Origin of the sequence: Pseudomonas sp. LP_7_YM, assembly GCF_004364435.1 — a bacterium.
GTDB lineage: Bacteria > Pseudomonadota > Gammaproteobacteria > Pseudomonadales > Pseudomonadaceae > Aquipseudomonas.
This window is the reverse complement of sequence record NZ_SOCT01000010.1, coordinates 21,264-39,080: the sequence shown is the minus strand read 5'-3', so window position 1 is coordinate 39,080 and position 17,817 is coordinate 21,264. Positions and strand designations below refer to the sequence as shown.

Sequence of the window (17,817 nt, the reverse complement as noted above, 5' to 3'; positions counted from 1 at the left end):
GGAGTGGACGCAGAGCGTCCAAGGCGGTGTTACCACGCGCAGCGTGGGAACAATCATCAACTTGCAGGCTATCGTGGGTCGATGCTGTCGCAAAGGCAGTGATCGTTCCGCACGCTCAGCGTGGGAACGCAGCCTTTAACGCTGCGCGCTGGCTTGAGTGGACGCAGAGCGTCCAATGCGGTGTTACCACGCGGAGCGTGGGAACAATCATCAGGCGGTGTTACCACGCGCAGCGTGGGAACAATCATCAGGCGGTGTTACCACGCGCAGCGTGGGAACAATCATTCGCCGGCAAGCGCGCTCCTACACATGCGCGCTTCAACCCTTCTTCACGAACTCCGACTTCAGCTTCATCGCGCCGATGCCGTCGATTTTGCAGTCGATGTCGTGGTCGCCGTCCACAAGGCGGATATTCTTGACCTTGGTGCCGACCTTGACCACCAGCGATGAACCCTTGACCTTCAGGTCCTTGATCACGGTCACGGTGTCGCCGTCCTGCAGGGTATTGCCGACCGCGTCCTTGATGATCTTGACTTCATCGCTGGCCTCGGCCACGCCGTCGGCGGACCACTCGTGGGCGCATTCCGGGCAGACCAGCTGGGTGCCGTCTTCATAGGTGTACTCGGAATTGCATTTTGGGCACGGCGGTAAGCTCACGGCAGATCTCGCATCAGGAAGAAATAGACGCAGGATTATAAGGGTTTTTATAGGCGCACGGGCAACGCCCCTGAAAAGGCCGTGAACCCTGCGCGTCATGGCAGTCTTATTACTTATGCGCTGTCGCTGGCAGCGCCGTTGATGCGGGAGACTCCAAATGAACGATGAATACGACCTGCAACGCTTTCTCGATGCCCAAGAACCTGTCTTTGAAACAGCTCTGTCGCAGCTGTGCAACGGGCGCAAACGCAGTCACTGGATGTGGTTCGTCTTTCCCCAATTGAAGGGGCTCGGTCACAGCGAAATGGCGCAGCGCTATGGCATTTCAGGTCGCGAAGAGGCACTGGCGTATTTGCAGCATCCCTGCCTGGGTGCGCGGCTGGAAAGTTGCTGCAGCGCTCTGCTTCAATGGCGCCAGCGCAGCGCTACCGAAATCATGGGCTCGCCGGACGACCTGAAGCTACGTTCGAGCATGACGTTGTTTGCCAGCGTCGCCCCGCAGAGTCCGCTGTTTCAAAAGGTGATTGATGCGTTCTTTGGCGGCACGCCGGACAGCGCAACAGTGTCCAGGCTCAGGCAAGGTTGAAACCTCCAAGAGCCCCATGCGCCATCCAGCAGCAAACACAGCACCTGTATGAGCGAACTCATTCGCGATTGGCCAGTACAGACGATACATCTCGGCCAGCCATACCGCTGCTTCGCAAATGAGTTCGCTCCACAGGTCATCCACATTCACGCCAACGCCGTATCCATCACCATCATCAGACAAAAACCAAGCAGCAGCCCGAGGCTGGCGATCTTGTCGTGCCCGTTGCGGCGCGATTCGGGGATGATTTCATGAGTCACCACCAACAGCATCGCGCCCGCCGCCAGGGCCAGACCGATAGGCAGCAGCCACGTGGCAATTTCCACCAGCCAGGCACAGAGCACGGCAAAAACCGGCTCGACCAAACCCGAAGCAGCACCGATCAGAAAGGCATTGAGCCGCGACATACCCGCTGCAGCGAGCACCAGCGCAATGACCAGGCCCTCAGGCACGTCCTGCAACGCAATGCCCATCGCCAGACTGTCGGCATGGGCCAGACCGCCCCCCGCCGACACGCCAACCGCCATGCCTTCGGGAATGTTATGGGCAATGATGGCGATGACGAATAGCCAGATATTGGAGGGGATCGCCGGTTTTTCTGCGACATCGGCCAGGTGTGGCCCCTGCGAGACCAACGTGTCGACGACGAACAGCCCGACCGCCCCGGCGAGGATGCCGAAGCTGATCAAGGCGCCAGCGCCCCACTGCGAGAAACCCAGGCCCTGAGCAGCGTTCAGCCCCGGCACGATCAAGGAGAACGCGGTCGCAGCGAGCATGATCCCGGCGCCAAACCCCAATAAGCCGTCGGATACCGCCACCGGCATGCCGCGAATCACCAGTACCGGCACCGCGCCCAGAGCGGTGCCCAGGGCGCAGATTGCTCCGCCCTGCAGCGCTCGCAGCATCCCAGGCTCAAGACTCAAACACGAAAGCCCTTGTGCGATCAGTAATCCCGTACCGGCCAGTAACAGAATCGAACCCACGGCCAGACGCAACAACCGTCCGCTGCTGATGGTGAGAAACGCCGAGCGCATAAACCGCCTTACTTGTTGTTATGAATCGCTCAGCCAATAGCCGACAGATAGCGCTTGGCGACTTCGTCCCAATTCACGACGTTGTAAAACGCGGCGATGTATTCCGGGCGACGATTCTGGTAACGCAGGTAATAAGCGTGTTCCCAGACGTCGAGGCCAAGAATCGGCGTGTTGCCATTCATCAGCGGACTGTCTTGGTTACCGCTGCTTTCAACCACCAGTTTTTTCTCAGGGGTAACGCTCAGCCAGGCCCAACCACTGCCAAAACGGGTCAGCGCGGCTTTGGTGAACGCCTCCTTGAAGGCCTTGATGCCACCCAGTTGCGCATCAATGGCCTCGGCCAGGCCGCCCGTTGGTAGGCCACCGCCTTTGGGGCTCATGACGTCCCAGAACAGCGAGTGGTTGGCATGACCGCCGCCTTGGTTGATGACCGTCGGGCGCAGCTTTTCCGGCAACTGACCGACGCTGGCGACCAGCTTTTCAATCGGCCACTCAGCGAATTCAGTGCCCTCGACGGCAGCGTTGAGGTTGTTGATGTAGGTCTGATGGTGCTTGGTGTAGTGGATTTCCATGGTCTGCGCATCGATGTGCGGCTCAAGGGCGTCGTAGGCGTATGGCAAGGCAGGCAAGGTATACGGCATATCAATGGACTCCGAATGACAAGGTGCCGGCGGCTGCGGCGTTGCGCTGTAGCGCCGAGCATGAGTATTCGCCGCTGCTATCGAGCAGGCGTTGGGTGCGCGGGTATTCACCGTGTTCGTTGATGAAGCCCGACAGTTCGCTGTATGTCTTGTTGCTGTGGCGAAACGCGGTCTGACGTAATGCAGGCGTCAGGTGCGAACTCGGGATCACTTGCAGCAGGCATTGATGCGCCGAACACAGGTATTCGGCGCTCTCCTCCGGCTGATTGAGGCTCAGTTGCAAATCCGCAAGGTTGTGATGGGGAATCACGAAGGCCACCACCGCCTCATCAGGGTCAAGGGCACAGCGAACCCGTAGACTCAGCGCACGCCAGTTTTCCAGATAAGGCGACTCGTGCAGGACAGTACCCATGACCTCGGCTCACTTAGCGAATGATATTCATTATTAAATGAGTTTAAGAATCAAAACAACCCCAACGAAGGGAGGATGGGTCTCAGCTGTGTGAATGCGGTTGATCGTCCTCACGCTCTGCCTAGGGATGCAACCCAGACGCTGGGCGTCAGTTTGAGGTGGACGCAGAGCGGCCGGGGAGGTGTTACCACGAGGAGCGTGGGAACAATCAAGTGGGGACAATCCAGTCCCCTTGTGGGATTAGGCCGATTGACGCGCAATAAAAAGGCCTGCACCGAAACCGGTGCAGGCCTTTGGGGAGTGCCTTGAATTTGGGGACGATCAGCTCCCCGCCACCATCATCTTCTCGATCAACACCGACCCGGTGCGGATGTTGCTGCGCAGTTCCAGATCGCTGCCAACGGCGACGATCTGCTTGAACATATCTCGCATGTTGCCGGCAATGGTTACTTCCTGAACCGGAAACTGGATCTCGCCGTTTTCCACCCAGAACCCTGCCGCACCGCGCGAATAATCGCCAGTCACCATATTCAGCCCACTGCCCATCAGCTCGGTGACCAGTAGTCCACGGCCCATACGGCGGATCAGCGCAGCCTGACCTTCGGTGCCATGGGAGACGAACAGGTTATGCACGCCGCCTGCGTTCGCTGTACTGGGCAGGCCCAGCTTGCGGCCCGAGTAGGTGCTGAGGATGTAAGACACCAGCTCGCCGTTTTCGACGAAGGGCTTGGCGTACGTCGCAAGGCCATCACCGTCGAACGCCGAGCTGCCCATGGCACGCATCAGATGCGGGCGCTCATCGATGGTCATCCATTCCGGAAACAGACGCTGCCCCATGGCGCCCTCCAGAAACGACGACTTGCGGTACAGGGTGCCGCCGGAAATGGCACCCAGGAAACTGCCGAACAGCCCGCCTGCCAGTTCAGCCGAAAACAGCACCGGGACTTCGCAGGTCGGCACCGGGCGCGCGCCCAGACGGCTTGCTGCACGCTCGGCAGCTTTCTGACCAATCAACCGGCCATCCATTAGCAACTCGCCCTGACGGCTAACGTCGTACCAGTAATCGCGCTGCATCTGGCCATCTTTTTCGGCGATCATCACGCAGCTCAGGCTGTGACGAGTCGATGCATAGCCGCCGATAAAGCCATGACTGTTGCCATACACGCGGCAGCCTTGATGCACGTTCAGCGTGGTGCCATCGGCATTCTTGATCCGGCTGTCCGCATCGAATGCGGCCGCTTCACAGGTCAGCGCTCGCTCGATCGCTTCTTCCGGAGTGATATTCCAGGGGTGGAACAGGTCAAAGTCCGGTTGTTCCTTGGCCATCAACGCGGCATCGGCAAGACCTGAACTCTCGTCTTCGGAGGTGTGCTTGGCGATGGCCAAGGCAGCGGCGACGGTTTCACGAATCGCGTCAGGGCCGCTGGCCGAGGTGCTGGCCGAGCCTTTGCGCTGGCCAACGTACAAGGTGATGCCGAAACCCTGATCGCGATTGAACTCGACGGTTTCCACTTCACGCTGGCGAACCGAGGTCGATAGCCCTTGATCCACGGACACCGCCACTTCGCAGGCCGTCGCGCCCTGACGCCTGGCTTCGGCGACGATTTGCTCAACCTGCTGTTGCAGTGCCGGCAAGGCCTGCGGGCCGACGCTTTCTGATGCACTCATGACTTACTCCATCAAATTCCGATTTCGGCAGCCGGGCCGGACAATTGGCCCCTGACTGGTTATCATGGCGGCGTTTATTTGCGGACTGCCCCCATGGTTGATTCTTACGACGACTCCTTCGACGGAGAGAAAAGCAAAACCCAGATCAAAAAAGAGCTGCACGCTCTGGTGGATCTGGGCGAACGCTTGACGACATTCAAGCCCGATGTGCTGGCCAAGCTGCCGCTGACCGACGAATTGCGTCGGGCACTGGCCGATGCTCCAAAGCACACCGCGCATATCGCGCGCAAACGCCACATCTCGTTCATCGGCCGGCTGATGCGCGATCAGAACCTGGACGAGATCCTGGTTCTGCTCGACCAGCTCGACGCTTCCACGCGCCAGTACAACGAGCGCTTTCACAATCTGGAGCGCTGGCGCGATCGTCTGGTAACCGGTACTGACGAGGTGCTTGAACAGTTCGTCGTCGAATACCCGGACGCCGACCGTCAGCACCTGCGCTCCCTCATCCGTCACGCCCAGCACGAGGCCAGGCAGAGCAAGGCCCCTACTGCGATCCGCAAAATCTTCAAATACATCCGCGAACTGGACGAAGCCAAGCGCGGACTGCGTTAAAGCTGCTGCGCCGGGTGACATAGCACCCGGCGCAATACCAAACAAGGCCTGATCAAGCGCCTGTGCCACCCACAGTGATCGCATCGATTTTCAAGGTCGGCTGGCCCACACCCACCGGCAACGACTGCCCGTCCTTGCCGCAAGTACCCACGCCGCTGTCCAGCGACAGGTCGTTACCGACCATCGACACCCGGCTCATGCATTCAGGACCGTTGCCAATCAGCGTCGCGCCTTTGACCGGCGTGGTAATTTTGCCGTCCTCGATCAAATAGGCTTCGCTGGTGGAAAAGACGAACTTGCCGCTGGTGATATCGACCTGACCGCCGCCCAGGTTGGCGCAGTAGATGCCCTTCTTCACCGAGGCGATGATTTCCGCCGGATCACTCTGACCGCCGAGCATGTAGGTGTTGGTCATGCGTGGCATTGGCAGGTGGGCGTACGACTCGCGACGACCATTGCCGGTGCGGGCAACGCCCATCAGCCGCGCGTTCAACTTGTCCTGCATGTAACCTTTGAGCACCCCGTTTTCGATCAGCGTGGTGCATTCGGTTTTGGTACCTTCGTCGTCCACACTCAGGGAGCCGCGACGACCGGCCAGAGTGCCGTCATCGACAATGGTGCAGAGTTTGGAAGCGACCCTCTCGCCCATGCGACCGCTGTAGGCCGAACTGCCCTTGCGGTTGAAGTCGCCTTCCAGACCATGCCCCACCGCTTCGTGCAACAGCACGCCGGACCAGCCCGAACCCAGCACCACCGGCAGCGTACCCGCTGGTGCAGGGATCGCTTCGAGATTGACCAGCGCCTGGCGCAAGGCTTCGCGGGCATAGCTCATGGCGCGATCGTCGCTTAGGAAGTAGCGGTAGTCGGTACGGCCACCACCGCCATGCCCACCGCGCTCGCGACGGCCGTTCTGCTCGACGATCACGCTGACGTTGAAGCGCACTAGCGGGCGAACGTCGGCAGCCAATCCGCCATCGGTGGAGGCGACAAGAATGCGCTCCCATACACCGGCCATGCTAACGGTAACCTGCTGAATGCGAGGGTCCAGCGCCCGGGTGGCGGCGTCGACACGCTTGAGCAGCTCGACCTTCTCGGCGCGGCTGATGACTTCCAGCGGGTTATCCGGCGCGTACAACTGGGTGACGTCTTGAGTGGTGAACGCCTGCACACGACCATTCTGCCCGGCGCGGGAAATCGAACGGGCAGCGCGTGCGGCCTGACTCAATGCATCGGGGGTGATCGCGTTACTGTAGGCGAAGCCGGTTTTCTCACCAGACTGTGCCCGCACGCCAACGCCTTGGTCAAGGTTGAAACTGCCTTCCTTGACGATGCCGTCTTCCAGCGCCCAGGACTCGGAAATCTGGCCCTGGAAATACAGGTCAGCGGCGTCGATCCCGGGACCGGCAAGCTCTCCCAGCACCGATTGCAGGCTGTCGATGCTCAGGCCGCCTGGCGCCAGAAGGTGTTCGCTGACAGAGGACAAGTCGCTCATATTCACTCCGGGGTGTTGGCAGGCCGCAAGGCGTCCTGCAAAAAAAATCGCCGGTGGTTGGTAACCGGCATTCGCGCCCGTATGGACGCTTGTTCTTCACTGTCTCGTTCGGCCAGCAGCACAGCTTCACCTTGTGCCTGCTCGGCCAGCACGCGGCCCCATGGGTCTATGATCGCCGCGTGTCCAAATGTTTCCCTTGGCCCCGGGTGCACGCCGCCTTGCGCGGCCGCCAGCAGGTAACACTGGGTTTCGATGGCACGCGCACGCAGCAGGACTTCCCAGTGCGCCGCGCCGGTCACGGCAGTAAAGGCCGACGGCGCGGTAATCAGTTCAGCTCCGGCGTCACGCAGGGCGGTATACAGTTCGGGGAAGCGCAGGTCGTAACACACGGTCAGGCCCAGCTTTCCCACAGGTGTATCGGCGACGACCACGTTGCTGCCATGAGCATAGTCGTCGGATTCACGATAACGCCCCCGTGTATCGGCCACATCCACGTCGAACAGGTGCAGTTTGTCATAGCGCGCAACCTGCTCGCCCCGATCATCGACCAACAGCGAGCACGCCGTGACTTTGCCTTCCGGCTGGCCTTCAGGCGGCAGCGGCAATGTCCCGGCGACAATCCATAACGTGAGGTCGCGAGCAGCAAGTTTCAACCACGGCAGGATCGGGCCTTCACCCACTGCCTCGGCGCGTCCGATGGCAGCAATGTCGCGACGACCCATGGCCGCAAAGTTTTCCGGCAACACCGCAAGCTTCGCACCGGACGCCGCGGCCTGCTCCAGCAGCGCACGAGCTTTATCCAGATTGCCCTGGACATCACTCTGGCTGACCATCTGAATCACAGCGAAGGACATAGGCGCTCCTTGATCGGTAAAACTGCACTGTACTCCGAGATCTGCAGCGAACAAGAACACCTGAGAGAGTGAGCCTGGTCGGGCCGCCATCGGCAGAAGGCTGGCTTGAGACCCTGCATCCGCTAAAGATGTAATGGCCCCTATCGTGAACAGCCTCACTCCCACCGATCTGCATACGCCCTATCAACGAACGCAAGGGCCTGCGTTTCGCTTACTGCGGCTTTTCGAACGGCTTATCGAACGTGAGTTTAGGGTCCTTCACCGGGCCTTGGACCTTGTACTGCACGCTGGCAAAACGCGCCACGCGATCACCCAGTAACTTGTCGACCAAAAACAGCGCGCCACCAATCGCTGGCGCACCCACGATCAGCGCGGCAATCGGCAGGTTGTTGGTCACGGGCAACGTTACAAGCAATTTGGCATCAATGCGGTCACGCACCATATCCAGTGTGCCATTGAGTTCAAGATTGCTCGACGGTCCAGTCATGGTGATCGGGTCGCGCGTGACATAGACGCCGTTGCTGGCGACCAACAGTCCCTTGACCCGGTCATAACTGAGGCCCTTGTCCAGCAAATCGGAGAAATCCAGGCGCAGACGGCGACCGATGGAGTTGAAGTTGAGCAGCCCGAACACGCGCAGAGCCTGAGCACCGCCCTCCACTTCGACGAACTGACCGTTTTTCAGCGTGGCATCGAGACTGCCTGAGTAACGTTTGAGGCCCACCCACGCAGGCGAACCCGGCCAGCGGCCATCAGCGTTCATCTCGAACTCCCGACTGGTCACCGTCGGCGCGAACCCCCAGGCCTTCAGTACGTCCGCGAGATTCTTGCCAGCTACCCGCCCCTTGAACCAACTGCTGGTCGATCCGGGGGCGCCTTCCCAACCGGCGTTGCCGAGCAGCGATATTCCCTTGAGGCCAAGATCCAGGTCGTTGAGCTGAAGGCCGTTGGCGGTCGGACGTGCCTTCAGCGACCAGGCACCGATCAGATCATTGCCCTGGAACAACTGAGTGATCTTAATGTTCAGCGCTGGGATGTTACGAGGGTCAACGTCGGCCAGTGGATCAGGCGCATTTTCGACGACGACGGGTTTGGGATCCGTTGCTGGCAACCGCACGTACAACAGATCGATATCCGTCGGCGTGGCTTTGTTGTCTGGCAGCGTTACCGTGCCTTTTATCTTCGAGCTGTCCAGCGACAGGCCCCAACTGGCGTTGTTGCGCTTGAGTTGAACATTGGCCTGATCCAGGGTTGTGCCCATGGCTGTCAACTTGCCGATTTGCAGATCGACGCTGCTGAGCAGCTGTTTGGCGCCGCCACCGGAATCATTACCTGCATACCGTTCGACCATTGCCTGCCACGGCGCGATGTCCAGTTCCGATAACGAGCCGCGGACGCGCAGCCCCTTGCTGTCAGGCACGACAGCGCCGCCCTCTCCAAGGAACAGTTCGCCGCGTGCATCCGCGAACTTGCCCCCTGGCGCGGCGAGCGCCAGATTCGCGAGGTTGCCGTAACCTACAGTGATGCGCCGCTCGGGCCCCTGCAGGTTCATACGAAAATCGGTGTCGCGACTCTCATCCGCAGTTTTGCCGAAAGGCGCTGGCAGATCGACAGCCACACCTTTGAGATTGGAATTGATCTGTAACGGGCTCTCTGCGCCGTTGAGGGTCAACTGCAGTTGGTACGGCAAGTCACCCGAGACTGGCAACGGTTGGGTAACGTCCAACCAGTCGGTCAGCCGCTTGACGGTAATCTGGCTGTTGGCCGTGATGCGCGTCACCGGGGCCCCCGGTTTACCCTCGGCGAAGATCTCGGCAGCGACCGGTCTGTCGAACGCCGTCGCTTTGATGTTCTTGCCGCTCAGGCCTTTGTCGTAATCAAACCGGAAGTTGCCCTTGAGCTGGGTCAGGTCAAGCACCGGATCAGCCAGCTTCAAACGCGCATTGCTGGTGTTGAAGTCCACCACGACCTTGGGCTCCTGGCCTTTGACCAGCAGGATGTCCAGATTGATATGGCCTTGCAGCGGCCCGTCGGCCTGCCAGCCGGCGAAGGTCTGACCGGTGCCGATGGGCGCCTCCTGCAGAATCTTCATGCCGTCCTGCAGGCGGCCGTCGAAGTCGCCGTCCACCAGCAGATGGCTGGTCTGGCCGGTCGCCACATGAGGTACGTCCACTGCGACATTACGCACTTGAGTGCCCAGCAACTGGCCCTTGGTGGCGCGGATACGCACGCCGCTGTTTTCCACGAACACGTTGCCGTCCACCCCTGTCAGTTGCGGCCAGCCCGGCTGGAACGCCAGATCGGCATTGCGAACCTTGAAGAACAGGCTGATGACCCGTGCGACGTCCGAAGCATCGTGATTGAGCGAGCCTTGATACTGGAAAAAACTCTGATCGACGTGACCGCTGAGTATCGCGGTGCGCAGCCACTGGTCCAGCGCGGGACTGAGAACCGCTGGCAGGTATTTGGAGGTATAGCGTCCGTCGGCGTCGACCAGACCGACGCGCAGGTCCATGTAGTCCTCCTGGCTTTGATCGAAATGCAGGCGAATCAGGAAGTCGCTGGCAATCTTGCCTTCATCACCGACCACCTTGATGTAAGGGGCTATGAGGGTGAAGCCCTTGTCGTCCAACGCCCAGGTCAGGCGCGCCTCGGCGTGATGGTAATTCCAGGCATTCTTGAAGATTGGGTCCAGATGCAACATGAAGTCGTCGGTGTTCAGGCGCAGTTCACCCCGTCCCAGATCGCCGCTGATGGCACCACTGACGTTTCCGGCGCCTGGAGCACCGTGGTAAGCGCTGAATCCGACCTTGTCCAGATTGGCAGCAAAGCTCAGACGCTTGGCGCCTTCAGCGTGCGGGCGGTAGTCCACCAGAACGTTGCGCATGCCACCGGTAACCTTCAGGTGATCGAGCACCACCATCAGCTTTTCCGGCAATGGCGCCAGAGAATCAAGCAACGGGGTGACGGGCGTCAGATCCAACCGATCAGCCTGTACGTGCCACAACTCTTCGCTGTCGGACGTCGCTGCGGTTTGCCTGAGCTGAACCTGGCTTTCCCAACGTTTGCCAGCGATGTCCATCGCCAGGGAATCCAGCAACAGCGCGGCACCGGTGTCGTCGCGCTGAAACCAGGCATTGAGCGCAAGATTGTCGATCTTCGCCGCCTTGCGTTCGGCGTAAGCCCCCTTGAACTGCGGGGCGTTGAGCCGGGCCACGGCCGACTGCAGATGGCCCTTGCCCCAAGTCAACCAGAACTCTCCACCGGCCTTGAGATTCTTGACAGTCCAGTCGCGTGTCACGCTTTTGGGCAGCCATTTGGACCATTCACTTTGTGGCAGGCTCAAATACGCTTCAGCCTCTGCATCGCGCCAGGCGTCAGCACGGATTCTTGAGCGCACGTTCAGCGACAGCGGCTGGCCATCAGGCAATGTCACCCTGGCGTCCAGACGCTGGTGAAAGCGCCCGGTCTTGAGGGTCATGCTGGCGTAGGTGAGGGTCAGCGGCGACTGTTGATAAGGCTGCAGGGTGATCTGGCTGTCGAACAACGACAGCGTCGCGATCGTCTGCATCTGTTTCAGCACCTGGCCGGGATCGAAAGGCTTGTCATCCTGCACCGGGAAGCCTTGCAGCGCCCAGTGGCCGTCCTTGTCCTCCTTGAGCCCTAATTGCACGCCGTCCAGTTCAAGCCGGGCGATGCGCACTTGCCGGGCCCTGATGCTGCCCCAGAGATCGGGCACCGCGCGCACCTGATCCAGACGCAACGCCGACGAGCCCTGCCCGACCGTTACATCCCGCGCGACGAAGATCGGCGCAAAGCCGCTCCAGCTGCCCTCAAGACGACCAATGCTGACCGGCATACCGACGGCTGCCTGGGCCTTGTTTTCCACATCCGCACGATACTCGGCGACCATCGGCGCCAATTGACGGCCGACGCTGACGTACAACGCGATCACCACCAGAACCAGCGCGCACAGGCTCAGGCCCCAACGCGTCAGCGCGCCGAAGAATCGCATCAGACGTTCCATGTGGCCACGCCCCCAGACAGTGAGCCTGCAAGCGGCATCTGGCTCATTCGTGCGGTCGGGAGACAGTCCCGGAAAAGCTCATTGGCCACGCATCATTCTCTTTGAAGGGCATCGCTGCCGTCGGCCCATTGGGCTTTTTCCATCGGTTCAATAACCGCACGAAGCCCGGCGCGGTGCTTTCAAGCAACATTTTGAGCAGAATCAGAGCAGTACAACGTCGTATTGTTCCTGGCAATACATGGTTTCAACCTGAAATCGAATGGTCCTGCCGATGAACACTTCGAGTTCCGCCACGTTGCCGGACTCTTCATCAAGCAGCCGGTCGACAACCTTCTGGTTGGCCAGCACCCGATACCCCACCGCCTGATAGGCCCTCGCCTCGCGCAGGATCTCGCGGAATATCTCGTAGCAGATGGTTTCTGGGGTCTTCAGCTTGCCGCGGCCCTGACAGCTGCTGCACGGTTCGCACAGCACCTGTTCAAGGCTTTCGCGGGTGCGCTTGCGGGTCATCTGCACCAGACCCAGTTCGGTGATGCCGATGATGTTGGTTTTGGCGTGGTCGCGCTCCAGCTGCTTTTCCAGTGTGCGCAGAACCTGACGCTGATGTTCGCCATCTTCCATGTCTATGAAGTCGATGATGATGATCCCGCCCAGGTTGCGCAGCCGCAGTTGCCGGGCAATGGCGGTCGCCGCTTCCAGGTTGGTCTTGAAAATTGTTTCTTCCAGGTTGCGATGGCCAACGAATGCGCCAGTGTTGACGTCGATCGTGCTCATCGCCTCGGCAGGGTCGATCACCAGGTAGCCGCCGGACTTAAGGGGCACCTTACGCTCCAGGGCCTTCTGGATTTCGTCTTCCACGCCGTAGAGGTCGAAAATCGGCCGCTCGCCTGGATAGTGCTCAAGACGGTCGGCGATTTCCGGCATCAGCTCCGCGACGAACTGAGTGGTTTTCTGGAAGGTCTCCCGAGAGTCGATACGGATTTTCTCGGTACGCGGACTGACCAGATCACGCAGGGTGCGCAGCGCCAGACCGAGGTCTTCATAGATCACGGTGGCGGGGCCAATGGTCTTGATCTGCTCGCCAATCTGATCCCAGAGACGGCGCAGGTAGCGGATGTCCATCATGATCTCATCGGTGCCAGCGCCTTCGGCCGCCGTGCGCAGGATGAAACCGCCCTTTTCCTTGATCCCTTCTTTGGCCACGCAATCGCTGACGACCTGCTTGAGGCGTTCCCGCTCGGCCTCGTCCTCGATTTTCAGGGAGATGCCGACGTGGGCCGTGCGTGGCATGTAAACAAGATACCGCGAGGGGATGGACAACTGAGTGGTCAGGCGCGCGCCCTTGGTGCCGATCGGGTCTTTGGTAACCTGCACTACCAGACTCTGGCCTTCATGGACCAGCGAGCTGATGGTCTCCACCGCAGGCCCCTCGCGCATTGAAATTTCCGAGGCGTGGATGAAGGCCGCGCGATCCAGACCGATATCGATAAATGCCGCCTGCATCCCCGGCAGCACACGTACGACCTTGCCTTTGTAGATATTGCCGACGATCCCGCGACGCTGGGTCCGCTCGACATGCACTTCCTGCAAAACCCCGTTCTCGACGACGGCCACGCGCGACTCCATCGGCGTGATGTTGATCAGAATCTCTTCACTCATGGCTTGTCACCTTCCAGGCATTGCCAACAGGGTATGCCGAAACGCTGCAGGAGTTCTGCGGTTTCGCACAACGGCAGGCCAACCACAGCGGAATAACTGCCGCTGAGGCTTTCCACGAACACCGCCCCCAGTCCTTGAATCCCATAACTGCCTGCCTTGTCCTGTGGCTCGCCACTGGCCCAGTAAGCCCGCGCCTCTTGCACAGAAATCGAACGAAAACGCACGCGGCTGCTGACCACGCGGGTTTCACAGTGCTGCTCGTCCACCACCGCGATGGCGGTCAGCACTTCGTGTTCGCGATGGGACAGGGCAGCGAGCATGGCCAGGGCGTCAGCTTGGTCGACAGGCTTGCCGAGAATGCGCCCATCGAGCACGAGGGCAGTGTCGGCGCCAAGTACGCAGGCGGTGGAGTAGGCAGAGTCGTTGACCAACTGCAGCAGACCGGCTTCGGCCTTGCTGCGGGCCAGACGCTGGACATAGGCCAATGCCGCTTCGTCCTTGAGCGGGGTTTCGTCGATATCCGCACTGAGCGTGATATACGGCACACCTATCTGAGTCAGCAGTTCACGACGGCGCGGGGAGCCGGAGGCGAGAAGAAGTTGGGGCATGGGACGTCTCCGTGTCAGTAATCACAAGCTTGGGCGTTGCGTGAAAACATCCGTTACCCGACAAGCGCACATTCAAACGGGCACCCCAGTCTCTGCGTGAGCCAATTCATTCGCGATGCAAGCGCTCAGACGAAGAACTCCCGACAGAAGTACGGGCCAGACCGTTTTACGGGTAAAGCCTCAGTTGATCTTCAATCGCGAGCGCAAGCCGCGCAGACCGTAGCTGACCCATGGCCACAACAATGCACTGACCAATGCAGGCAAGACCAGCGCCAGGGTCGGCTGACGGTTGCCGGTCAGGGCGCTGAGCCACAGCTGGATCAACTGCGCGATGCCGAAGATCACCAGAATCACCAGGCACTGCTGCCACATCGGGAACATCCGCAAGCGTTGTTGCAGGGACAGGACCAGAAAGGTAATCAACGTCAGGATCAACGCGTTCTGCCCCAGCAATGTCCCGTAAAGCACGTCTTCAGCCAGACCGAGCATCCACGCAGTGACCATGCCGATCCTGTGTGGCAGCGTGAGCGCCCAGAATGCCAGCAGCAGCGCGAGCCACAGCGGACGGAAGATTTCCATGAATTGCGGCAGCGGCGAGACGCTGAGCAGCAGGCCGATGGCGAAGGTCAACCAGACCACCCAGCCATTTCGTGCAGGAGCATGACGAACCATTATTCCTCCCTCTCACGCGGGGCTGCAGGAGTCGCTGTCGGCGTGGCCGGTTTGGCGGGCCTGGCCTGAGGCTTGGCGGCAGGTTTACTCGCCGCAGGCCTGGCAGGCGTAGCAGCAGGCACAGGCGCAGCCGCCGGAGCTGATGAGGTGCTGTGACCGGTCTCGGCGGGTTTAGGCACGGTGGCGGGTACAACCGGTTTGTTCGGGGTCGTCGCAGGCGTAGCACCGGGTACCGTCGCCGAAGGCACTGCAGAAGGGTCGGCGGTCTGACGCTCGAGCGATTCTTGCTGCTGCGCAGCATCAGCCGCACGCTCTTCAGGCGAACGGCCATCGGAAAAGACCAGCAACAGATAACGGCTGCGGTTCAGCGCGGCGGTAGGCACCGCCCGCACGATGGCAAACGGCTGGCCGGAATCGTGAATCACTTCCTTCACCGTCGCCACCGGATAACCGGCCGGGAAACGCTGCCCCAGCCCGGAACTCACCAGCAGGTCGCCTTCCTTGATGTCGGCGGTATCGGCCACATGGCGCAACTCCAGACGCTCGGGATTACCGGTGCCACTGGCGATCGCACGCAGGCCATTACGGTTCACCTGCACGGGAATGCTGTGGGTGGTGTCGGTGAGCAGCAGGACTCGGGAGGTGTAGGGCATCAACTCGACGACCTGCCCCATCAAACCGCGCGCATCAAGCACCGGCTGACCCAGTACCACGCCGTCGCGCTCACCCTTGTTGATGATGATGCGATGGGTGAAGGGGTTGGGGTCCATGCCGATCAGTTCGGCCACTTCAACCTTCTCGTTGACCAGCGCGGATGAATTGAGCAATTCGCGCAGCCGAACGTTCTGCTCGGTCAAGGCAGCCAGCTTTTGCAGGCGGCCCTGCAGCAGCAGGTTCTCGGTTTTGAGTTTCTCGTTTTCGGCGGCAAGCTCGGTGCGACTGCCGAACTGGCTGGCGACACCCTGATACAAACGCTCGGGCAGATCGGCAATCCAGTAGGACTGCATCAGCACCAGCGACATCTGACTGCGCACAGGCTTGAGTAGCGTGAAGCGTGCATCCACCACCATGACGGCCACGGAGAGGACGACCAGCACCAAGAGACGAACGCCCAACGACGGGCCCTTTGAGAAAAGCGGTTTAATGGGCCGCTCCTTCCAGGGATGCTTGTGTTTGGCTGTGCTTATTCATGGGACATGAAACCGGCCTGGTGCGGTTGATGGAAATACGGAGTGCCAGACTTGCAGCATCGAGCTTTCAATACAGCAGCAGGACATCAGCAGATCAGACACGAACAGGCAGCACCGCAAAGTGCCACCCGTTCAGCTCACACAGTAGCAATCCGGCGACTTATTCGCTGGAGAGCAGGTCCATGGTGTGCTTGTCCATCATTTCCAGCGCACGACCACCGCCACGCGCAACGCAGGTCAGTGGGTCTTCGGCGACGATCACCGGCAGGCCGGTTTCCTGTGCCAGCAGTTTGTCCAGGTCACGCAGCAGTGCGCCGCCACCGGTCAGCACCAGACCGCGCTCGGCGATGTCCGAGGCCAGCTCCGGAGGCGATTGCTCCAGCGCGCTCTTGACTGCCTGAACGATGGTTGCCAAAGATTCCTGCAACGCTTCCAGCACTTCGTTGGAGTTCAGGGTGAAGGCACGTGGCACACCTTCGGCCAGGTTACGACCGCGTACGTCGACTTCACGCACTTCGCCGCCGGGATAGGCCGTGCCGATTTCCTGCTTGATGCGCTCTGCGGTGGACTCGCCGATCAGGCTGCCGTAGTTACGACGGACATAGGTGATGATCGCTTCGTCGAAGCGGTCGCCGCCGACGCGCACGGATTCGGCATAAACGACGCCATTGAGCGAGATCAGAGCGATTTCGGTGGTACCACCACCGATGTCGACGACCATCGAGCCGCGGGCTTCTTCGACCGGCAGGCCGGCACCGATGGCAGCGGCCATCGGCTCTTCGATCAGAAATACTTCACGTGCACCTGCACCCAGGGCCGATTCGCGAATGGCGCGACGCTCAACCTGGGTGGATTTGCACGGTACGCAGATCAGCACGCGCGGGCTTGGCTGCAGGAAACTGTTTTCGTGAACCTTGTTGATGAAATACTGCAGCATCTTTTCGCACACGCTGAAGTCGGCGATCACGCCGTCTTTCATCGGGCGAATGGCCGCGATGTTGCCCGGGGTACGGCCCAGCATACGCTTGGCTTCCATCCCGACAGCAACAACGCTCTTCTGATTTCCGTGGGTCCGGATGGCCACAACCGATGGCTCGTTCAGGACAATACCGCGCTCACGCACGTAAATAAGGGTGTTGGCAGTGCCCAGGTCGATGGAAAGATCACTGGAAAACATGCCACGCAGTTTCTTGAACATGGGAAAGGGACCCTAGGGAACGCGTGGGTAAAAAAGTGCGGCAAACTCTAACAACGACAGGGATTTTGGGCAAGGAGCCAATATGCTAAATTGGCGGTTTTCCGAGCACTACCCTCGACGATCGCGGCGTTATGACCGTCTAAATCGCGTAGTGTTCCGCAATCTGACGTACGGCGCATTCCGTACGCATTCCACTGGAGAACCCCATGGCGCTTGATCGCTCCGACGTGGAAAAAATCGCTCATCTGGCTCGACTGGGCCTCAATGACGCCGATATCCCGCGTACTACTGAAGCACTGAACAGCATTCTCGGGCTGATTGACCAGATGCAGGCGGTCGACACAACCGGCATCGAACCTCTAGCGCACCCGCTTGAAGCCTCGCAACGCCTGCGTGAAGACGTGGTCAGCGAGACCAATCACCGCGAATCCTATCAAGCCATCGCACCAGCGGTCGAAGACGGCCTTTATCTGGTTCCGAAAGTCCTCGACTAAGGGAATGAGC

The 17,817-nt window shown here is 60.2% G+C and carries 16 protein-coding genes; 3 read left to right on the top strand and 13 right to left on the bottom strand.

Features of this window, described 5'->3' with window-relative positions:
- Nucleotides 1-318 precede the first annotated feature (318 nt).
- Nucleotides 319-657, bottom strand: coding sequence for a zinc ribbon domain-containing protein YjdM (locus tag EC915_RS19675; protein ID WP_166651044.1), 339 nt, complete (start codon nt 655-657; stop codon nt 319-321).
- A gap of 157 nt (nt 658-814) precedes the next feature.
- Here EC915_RS19675 and EC915_RS19670 point away from each other — a divergent pair, with 157 nt between their 5' ends.
- On the top strand, nt 815-1,243 hold the full coding sequence (locus EC915_RS19670) for a DUF1810 domain-containing protein (protein ID WP_133752182.1): 429 nt from the start codon (nt 815-817) through the stop codon (nt 1,241-1,243).
- A gap of 146 nt (nt 1,244-1,389) precedes the next feature.
- Here the strand turns inward: EC915_RS19670 and EC915_RS19665 are convergent, their stop codons facing one another.
- The 4 genes from EC915_RS19665 to pmbA form a co-directional block, all read right to left on the bottom strand.
- Nucleotides 1,390-2,277 (bottom strand): ZIP family metal transporter, encoded by an 888-nt coding sequence (locus tag EC915_RS19665; RefSeq protein WP_133752181.1) that lies wholly within the window; start codon nt 2,275-2,277, stop codon nt 1,390-1,392.
- 29 nt (nt 2,278-2,306) lie between these two features.
- Nucleotides 2,307-2,918, bottom strand: coding sequence for a superoxide dismutase (locus EC915_RS19660; protein WP_133752180.1), 612 nt, complete (start codon nt 2,916-2,918; stop codon nt 2,307-2,309).
- Between the two features lies 1 nt (nt 2,919).
- Nucleotides 2,920-3,330: a hypothetical protein gene (locus EC915_RS25350; protein WP_133752179.1), complete on the bottom strand. Its 411-nt coding sequence runs from the start codon at nt 3,328-3,330 to the stop codon at nt 2,920-2,922.
- 321 nt (nt 3,331-3,651) lie between these two features.
- Nucleotides 3,652-4,998 carry a metalloprotease PmbA gene (gene pmbA, locus EC915_RS19650; RefSeq protein WP_133752178.1) on the bottom strand — a complete coding sequence of 449 codons (1,347 nt, stop codon included), beginning with the start codon at nt 4,996-4,998 and terminating at the stop codon, nt 3,652-3,654.
- Between the two features lie 93 nt (nt 4,999-5,091).
- On the opposite strand from pmbA, the gene yjgA reads away from it, so the two are divergent.
- Entirely contained in the window at nt 5,092-5,613 is a 522-nt protein-coding gene (yjgA, locus tag EC915_RS19645; protein WP_133752177.1) for a ribosome biogenesis factor YjgA, read from the top strand.
- Between the two features lie 52 nt (nt 5,614-5,665).
- Here yjgA and tldD read toward each other — a convergent pair whose 3' ends face one another.
- The 8 genes from tldD to mreB all read right to left on the bottom strand — a co-directional run bounded on the left by tldD (nt 5,666) and on the right by mreB (nt 17,313).
- Complete coding sequence (gene tldD / locus EC915_RS19640) at nt 5,666-7,105, bottom strand: metalloprotease TldD (RefSeq protein WP_133752176.1); 1,440 nt, start codon at nt 7,103-7,105, stop codon at nt 5,666-5,668.
- 2 nt (nt 7,106-7,107) lie between these two features.
- Nucleotides 7,108-7,959 carry a carbon-nitrogen hydrolase family protein gene (locus EC915_RS19635; RefSeq protein ID WP_133752175.1) on the bottom strand — a complete coding sequence of 284 codons (852 nt, stop codon included), beginning with the start codon at nt 7,957-7,959 and terminating at the stop codon, nt 7,108-7,110.
- A gap of 211 nt (nt 7,960-8,170) precedes the next feature.
- The gene (locus tag EC915_RS19630) at nt 8,171-11,986 is read right to left on the bottom strand and encodes a YhdP family protein (protein WP_133752174.1); all 3,816 of its coding nucleotides are present in this window, start codon (nt 11,984-11,986) and stop codon (nt 8,171-8,173) included.
- Between the two features lie 201 nt (nt 11,987-12,187).
- Nucleotides 12,188-13,645, bottom strand: a complete 1,458-nt coding sequence (gene rng / locus EC915_RS19625) for a ribonuclease G (RefSeq protein ID WP_133752173.1) — start codon at nt 13,643-13,645, stop codon at nt 12,188-12,190.
- Nucleotides 13,642-14,253, bottom strand: a complete 612-nt coding sequence (locus tag EC915_RS19620) for a nucleoside triphosphate pyrophosphatase (protein ID WP_133752172.1) — start codon at nt 14,251-14,253, stop codon at nt 13,642-13,644. Before EC915_RS19620 ends, rng begins: the two co-directional genes overlap by 4 nt.
- A gap of 180 nt (nt 14,254-14,433) precedes the next feature.
- Nucleotides 14,434-14,925: a rod shape-determining protein MreD gene (gene mreD / locus EC915_RS19615; protein WP_133752171.1), complete on the bottom strand. Its 492-nt coding sequence runs from the start codon at nt 14,923-14,925 to the stop codon at nt 14,434-14,436.
- Nucleotides 14,925-16,040: a rod shape-determining protein MreC gene (gene mreC / locus EC915_RS19610; protein WP_372237932.1), complete on the bottom strand. Its 1,116-nt coding sequence runs from the start codon at nt 16,038-16,040 to the stop codon at nt 14,925-14,927. The genes mreD and mreC overlap by 1 nt, the downstream gene beginning before the upstream one ends.
- 235 nt (nt 16,041-16,275) lie before the next feature.
- Nucleotides 16,276-17,313: a rod shape-determining protein MreB gene (gene mreB / locus EC915_RS19605; protein WP_020292894.1), complete on the bottom strand. Its 1,038-nt coding sequence runs from the start codon at nt 17,311-17,313 to the stop codon at nt 16,276-16,278.
- A 206-nt stretch (nt 17,314-17,519) separates the two neighbouring features.
- On the opposite strand from mreB, the gene gatC reads away from it, so the two are divergent.
- Nucleotides 17,520-17,807, top strand: a complete 288-nt coding sequence (gene gatC, locus EC915_RS19600; protein WP_133752169.1) for an Asp-tRNA(Asn)/Glu-tRNA(Gln) amidotransferase subunit GatC — start codon at nt 17,520-17,522, stop codon at nt 17,805-17,807.
- The last annotated feature ends 10 nt before the right edge of the window (nt 17,808-17,817 follow it).

Coding starts and splice junctions, on each gene's coding strand:
- EC915_RS19620 (WP_133752172.1), bottom strand. CDS start 14,253: ATGCCCCAACTTCTTCTCGCCTCCGGCTCCCCGCGCCGTCGTGAACTG.
- EC915_RS19670 (WP_133752182.1), top strand. CDS start 815: ATGAACGATGAATACGACCTGCAACGCTTTCTCGATGCCCAAGAACCT.
- gatC (WP_133752169.1), top strand. CDS start 17,520: ATGGCGCTTGATCGCTCCGACGTGGAAAAAATCGCTCATCTGGCTCGA.
- EC915_RS25350 (WP_133752179.1), bottom strand. CDS start 3,330: ATGGGTACTGTCCTGCACGAGTCGCCTTATCTGGAAAACTGGCGTGCG.
- mreD (WP_133752171.1), bottom strand. CDS start 14,925: ATGGTTCGTCATGCTCCTGCACGAAATGGCTGGGTGGTCTGGTTGACC.
- pmbA (WP_133752178.1), bottom strand. CDS start 4,998: ATGAGTGCATCAGAAAGCGTCGGCCCGCAGGCCTTGCCGGCACTGCAA.
- tldD (WP_133752176.1), bottom strand. CDS start 7,105: ATGAGCGACTTGTCCTCTGTCAGCGAACACCTTCTGGCGCCAGGCGGC.
- EC915_RS19630 (WP_133752174.1), bottom strand. CDS start 11,986: ATGGAACGTCTGATGCGATTCTTCGGCGCGCTGACGCGTTGGGGCCTG.
- EC915_RS19665 (WP_133752181.1), bottom strand. CDS start 2,277: ATGCGCTCGGCGTTTCTCACCATCAGCAGCGGACGGTTGTTGCGTCTG.
- EC915_RS19635 (WP_133752175.1), bottom strand. CDS start 7,959: ATGTCCTTCGCTGTGATTCAGATGGTCAGCCAGAGTGATGTCCAGGGC.
- mreB (WP_020292894.1), bottom strand. CDS start 17,313: ATGTTCAAGAAACTGCGTGGCATGTTTTCCAGTGATCTTTCCATCGAC.
- rng (WP_133752173.1), bottom strand. CDS start 13,645: ATGAGTGAAGAGATTCTGATCAACATCACGCCGATGGAGTCGCGCGTG.
- yjgA (WP_133752177.1), top strand. CDS start 5,092: ATGGTTGATTCTTACGACGACTCCTTCGACGGAGAGAAAAGCAAAACC.
- EC915_RS19660 (WP_133752180.1), bottom strand. CDS start 2,918: ATGCCGTATACCTTGCCTGCCTTGCCATACGCCTACGACGCCCTTGAG.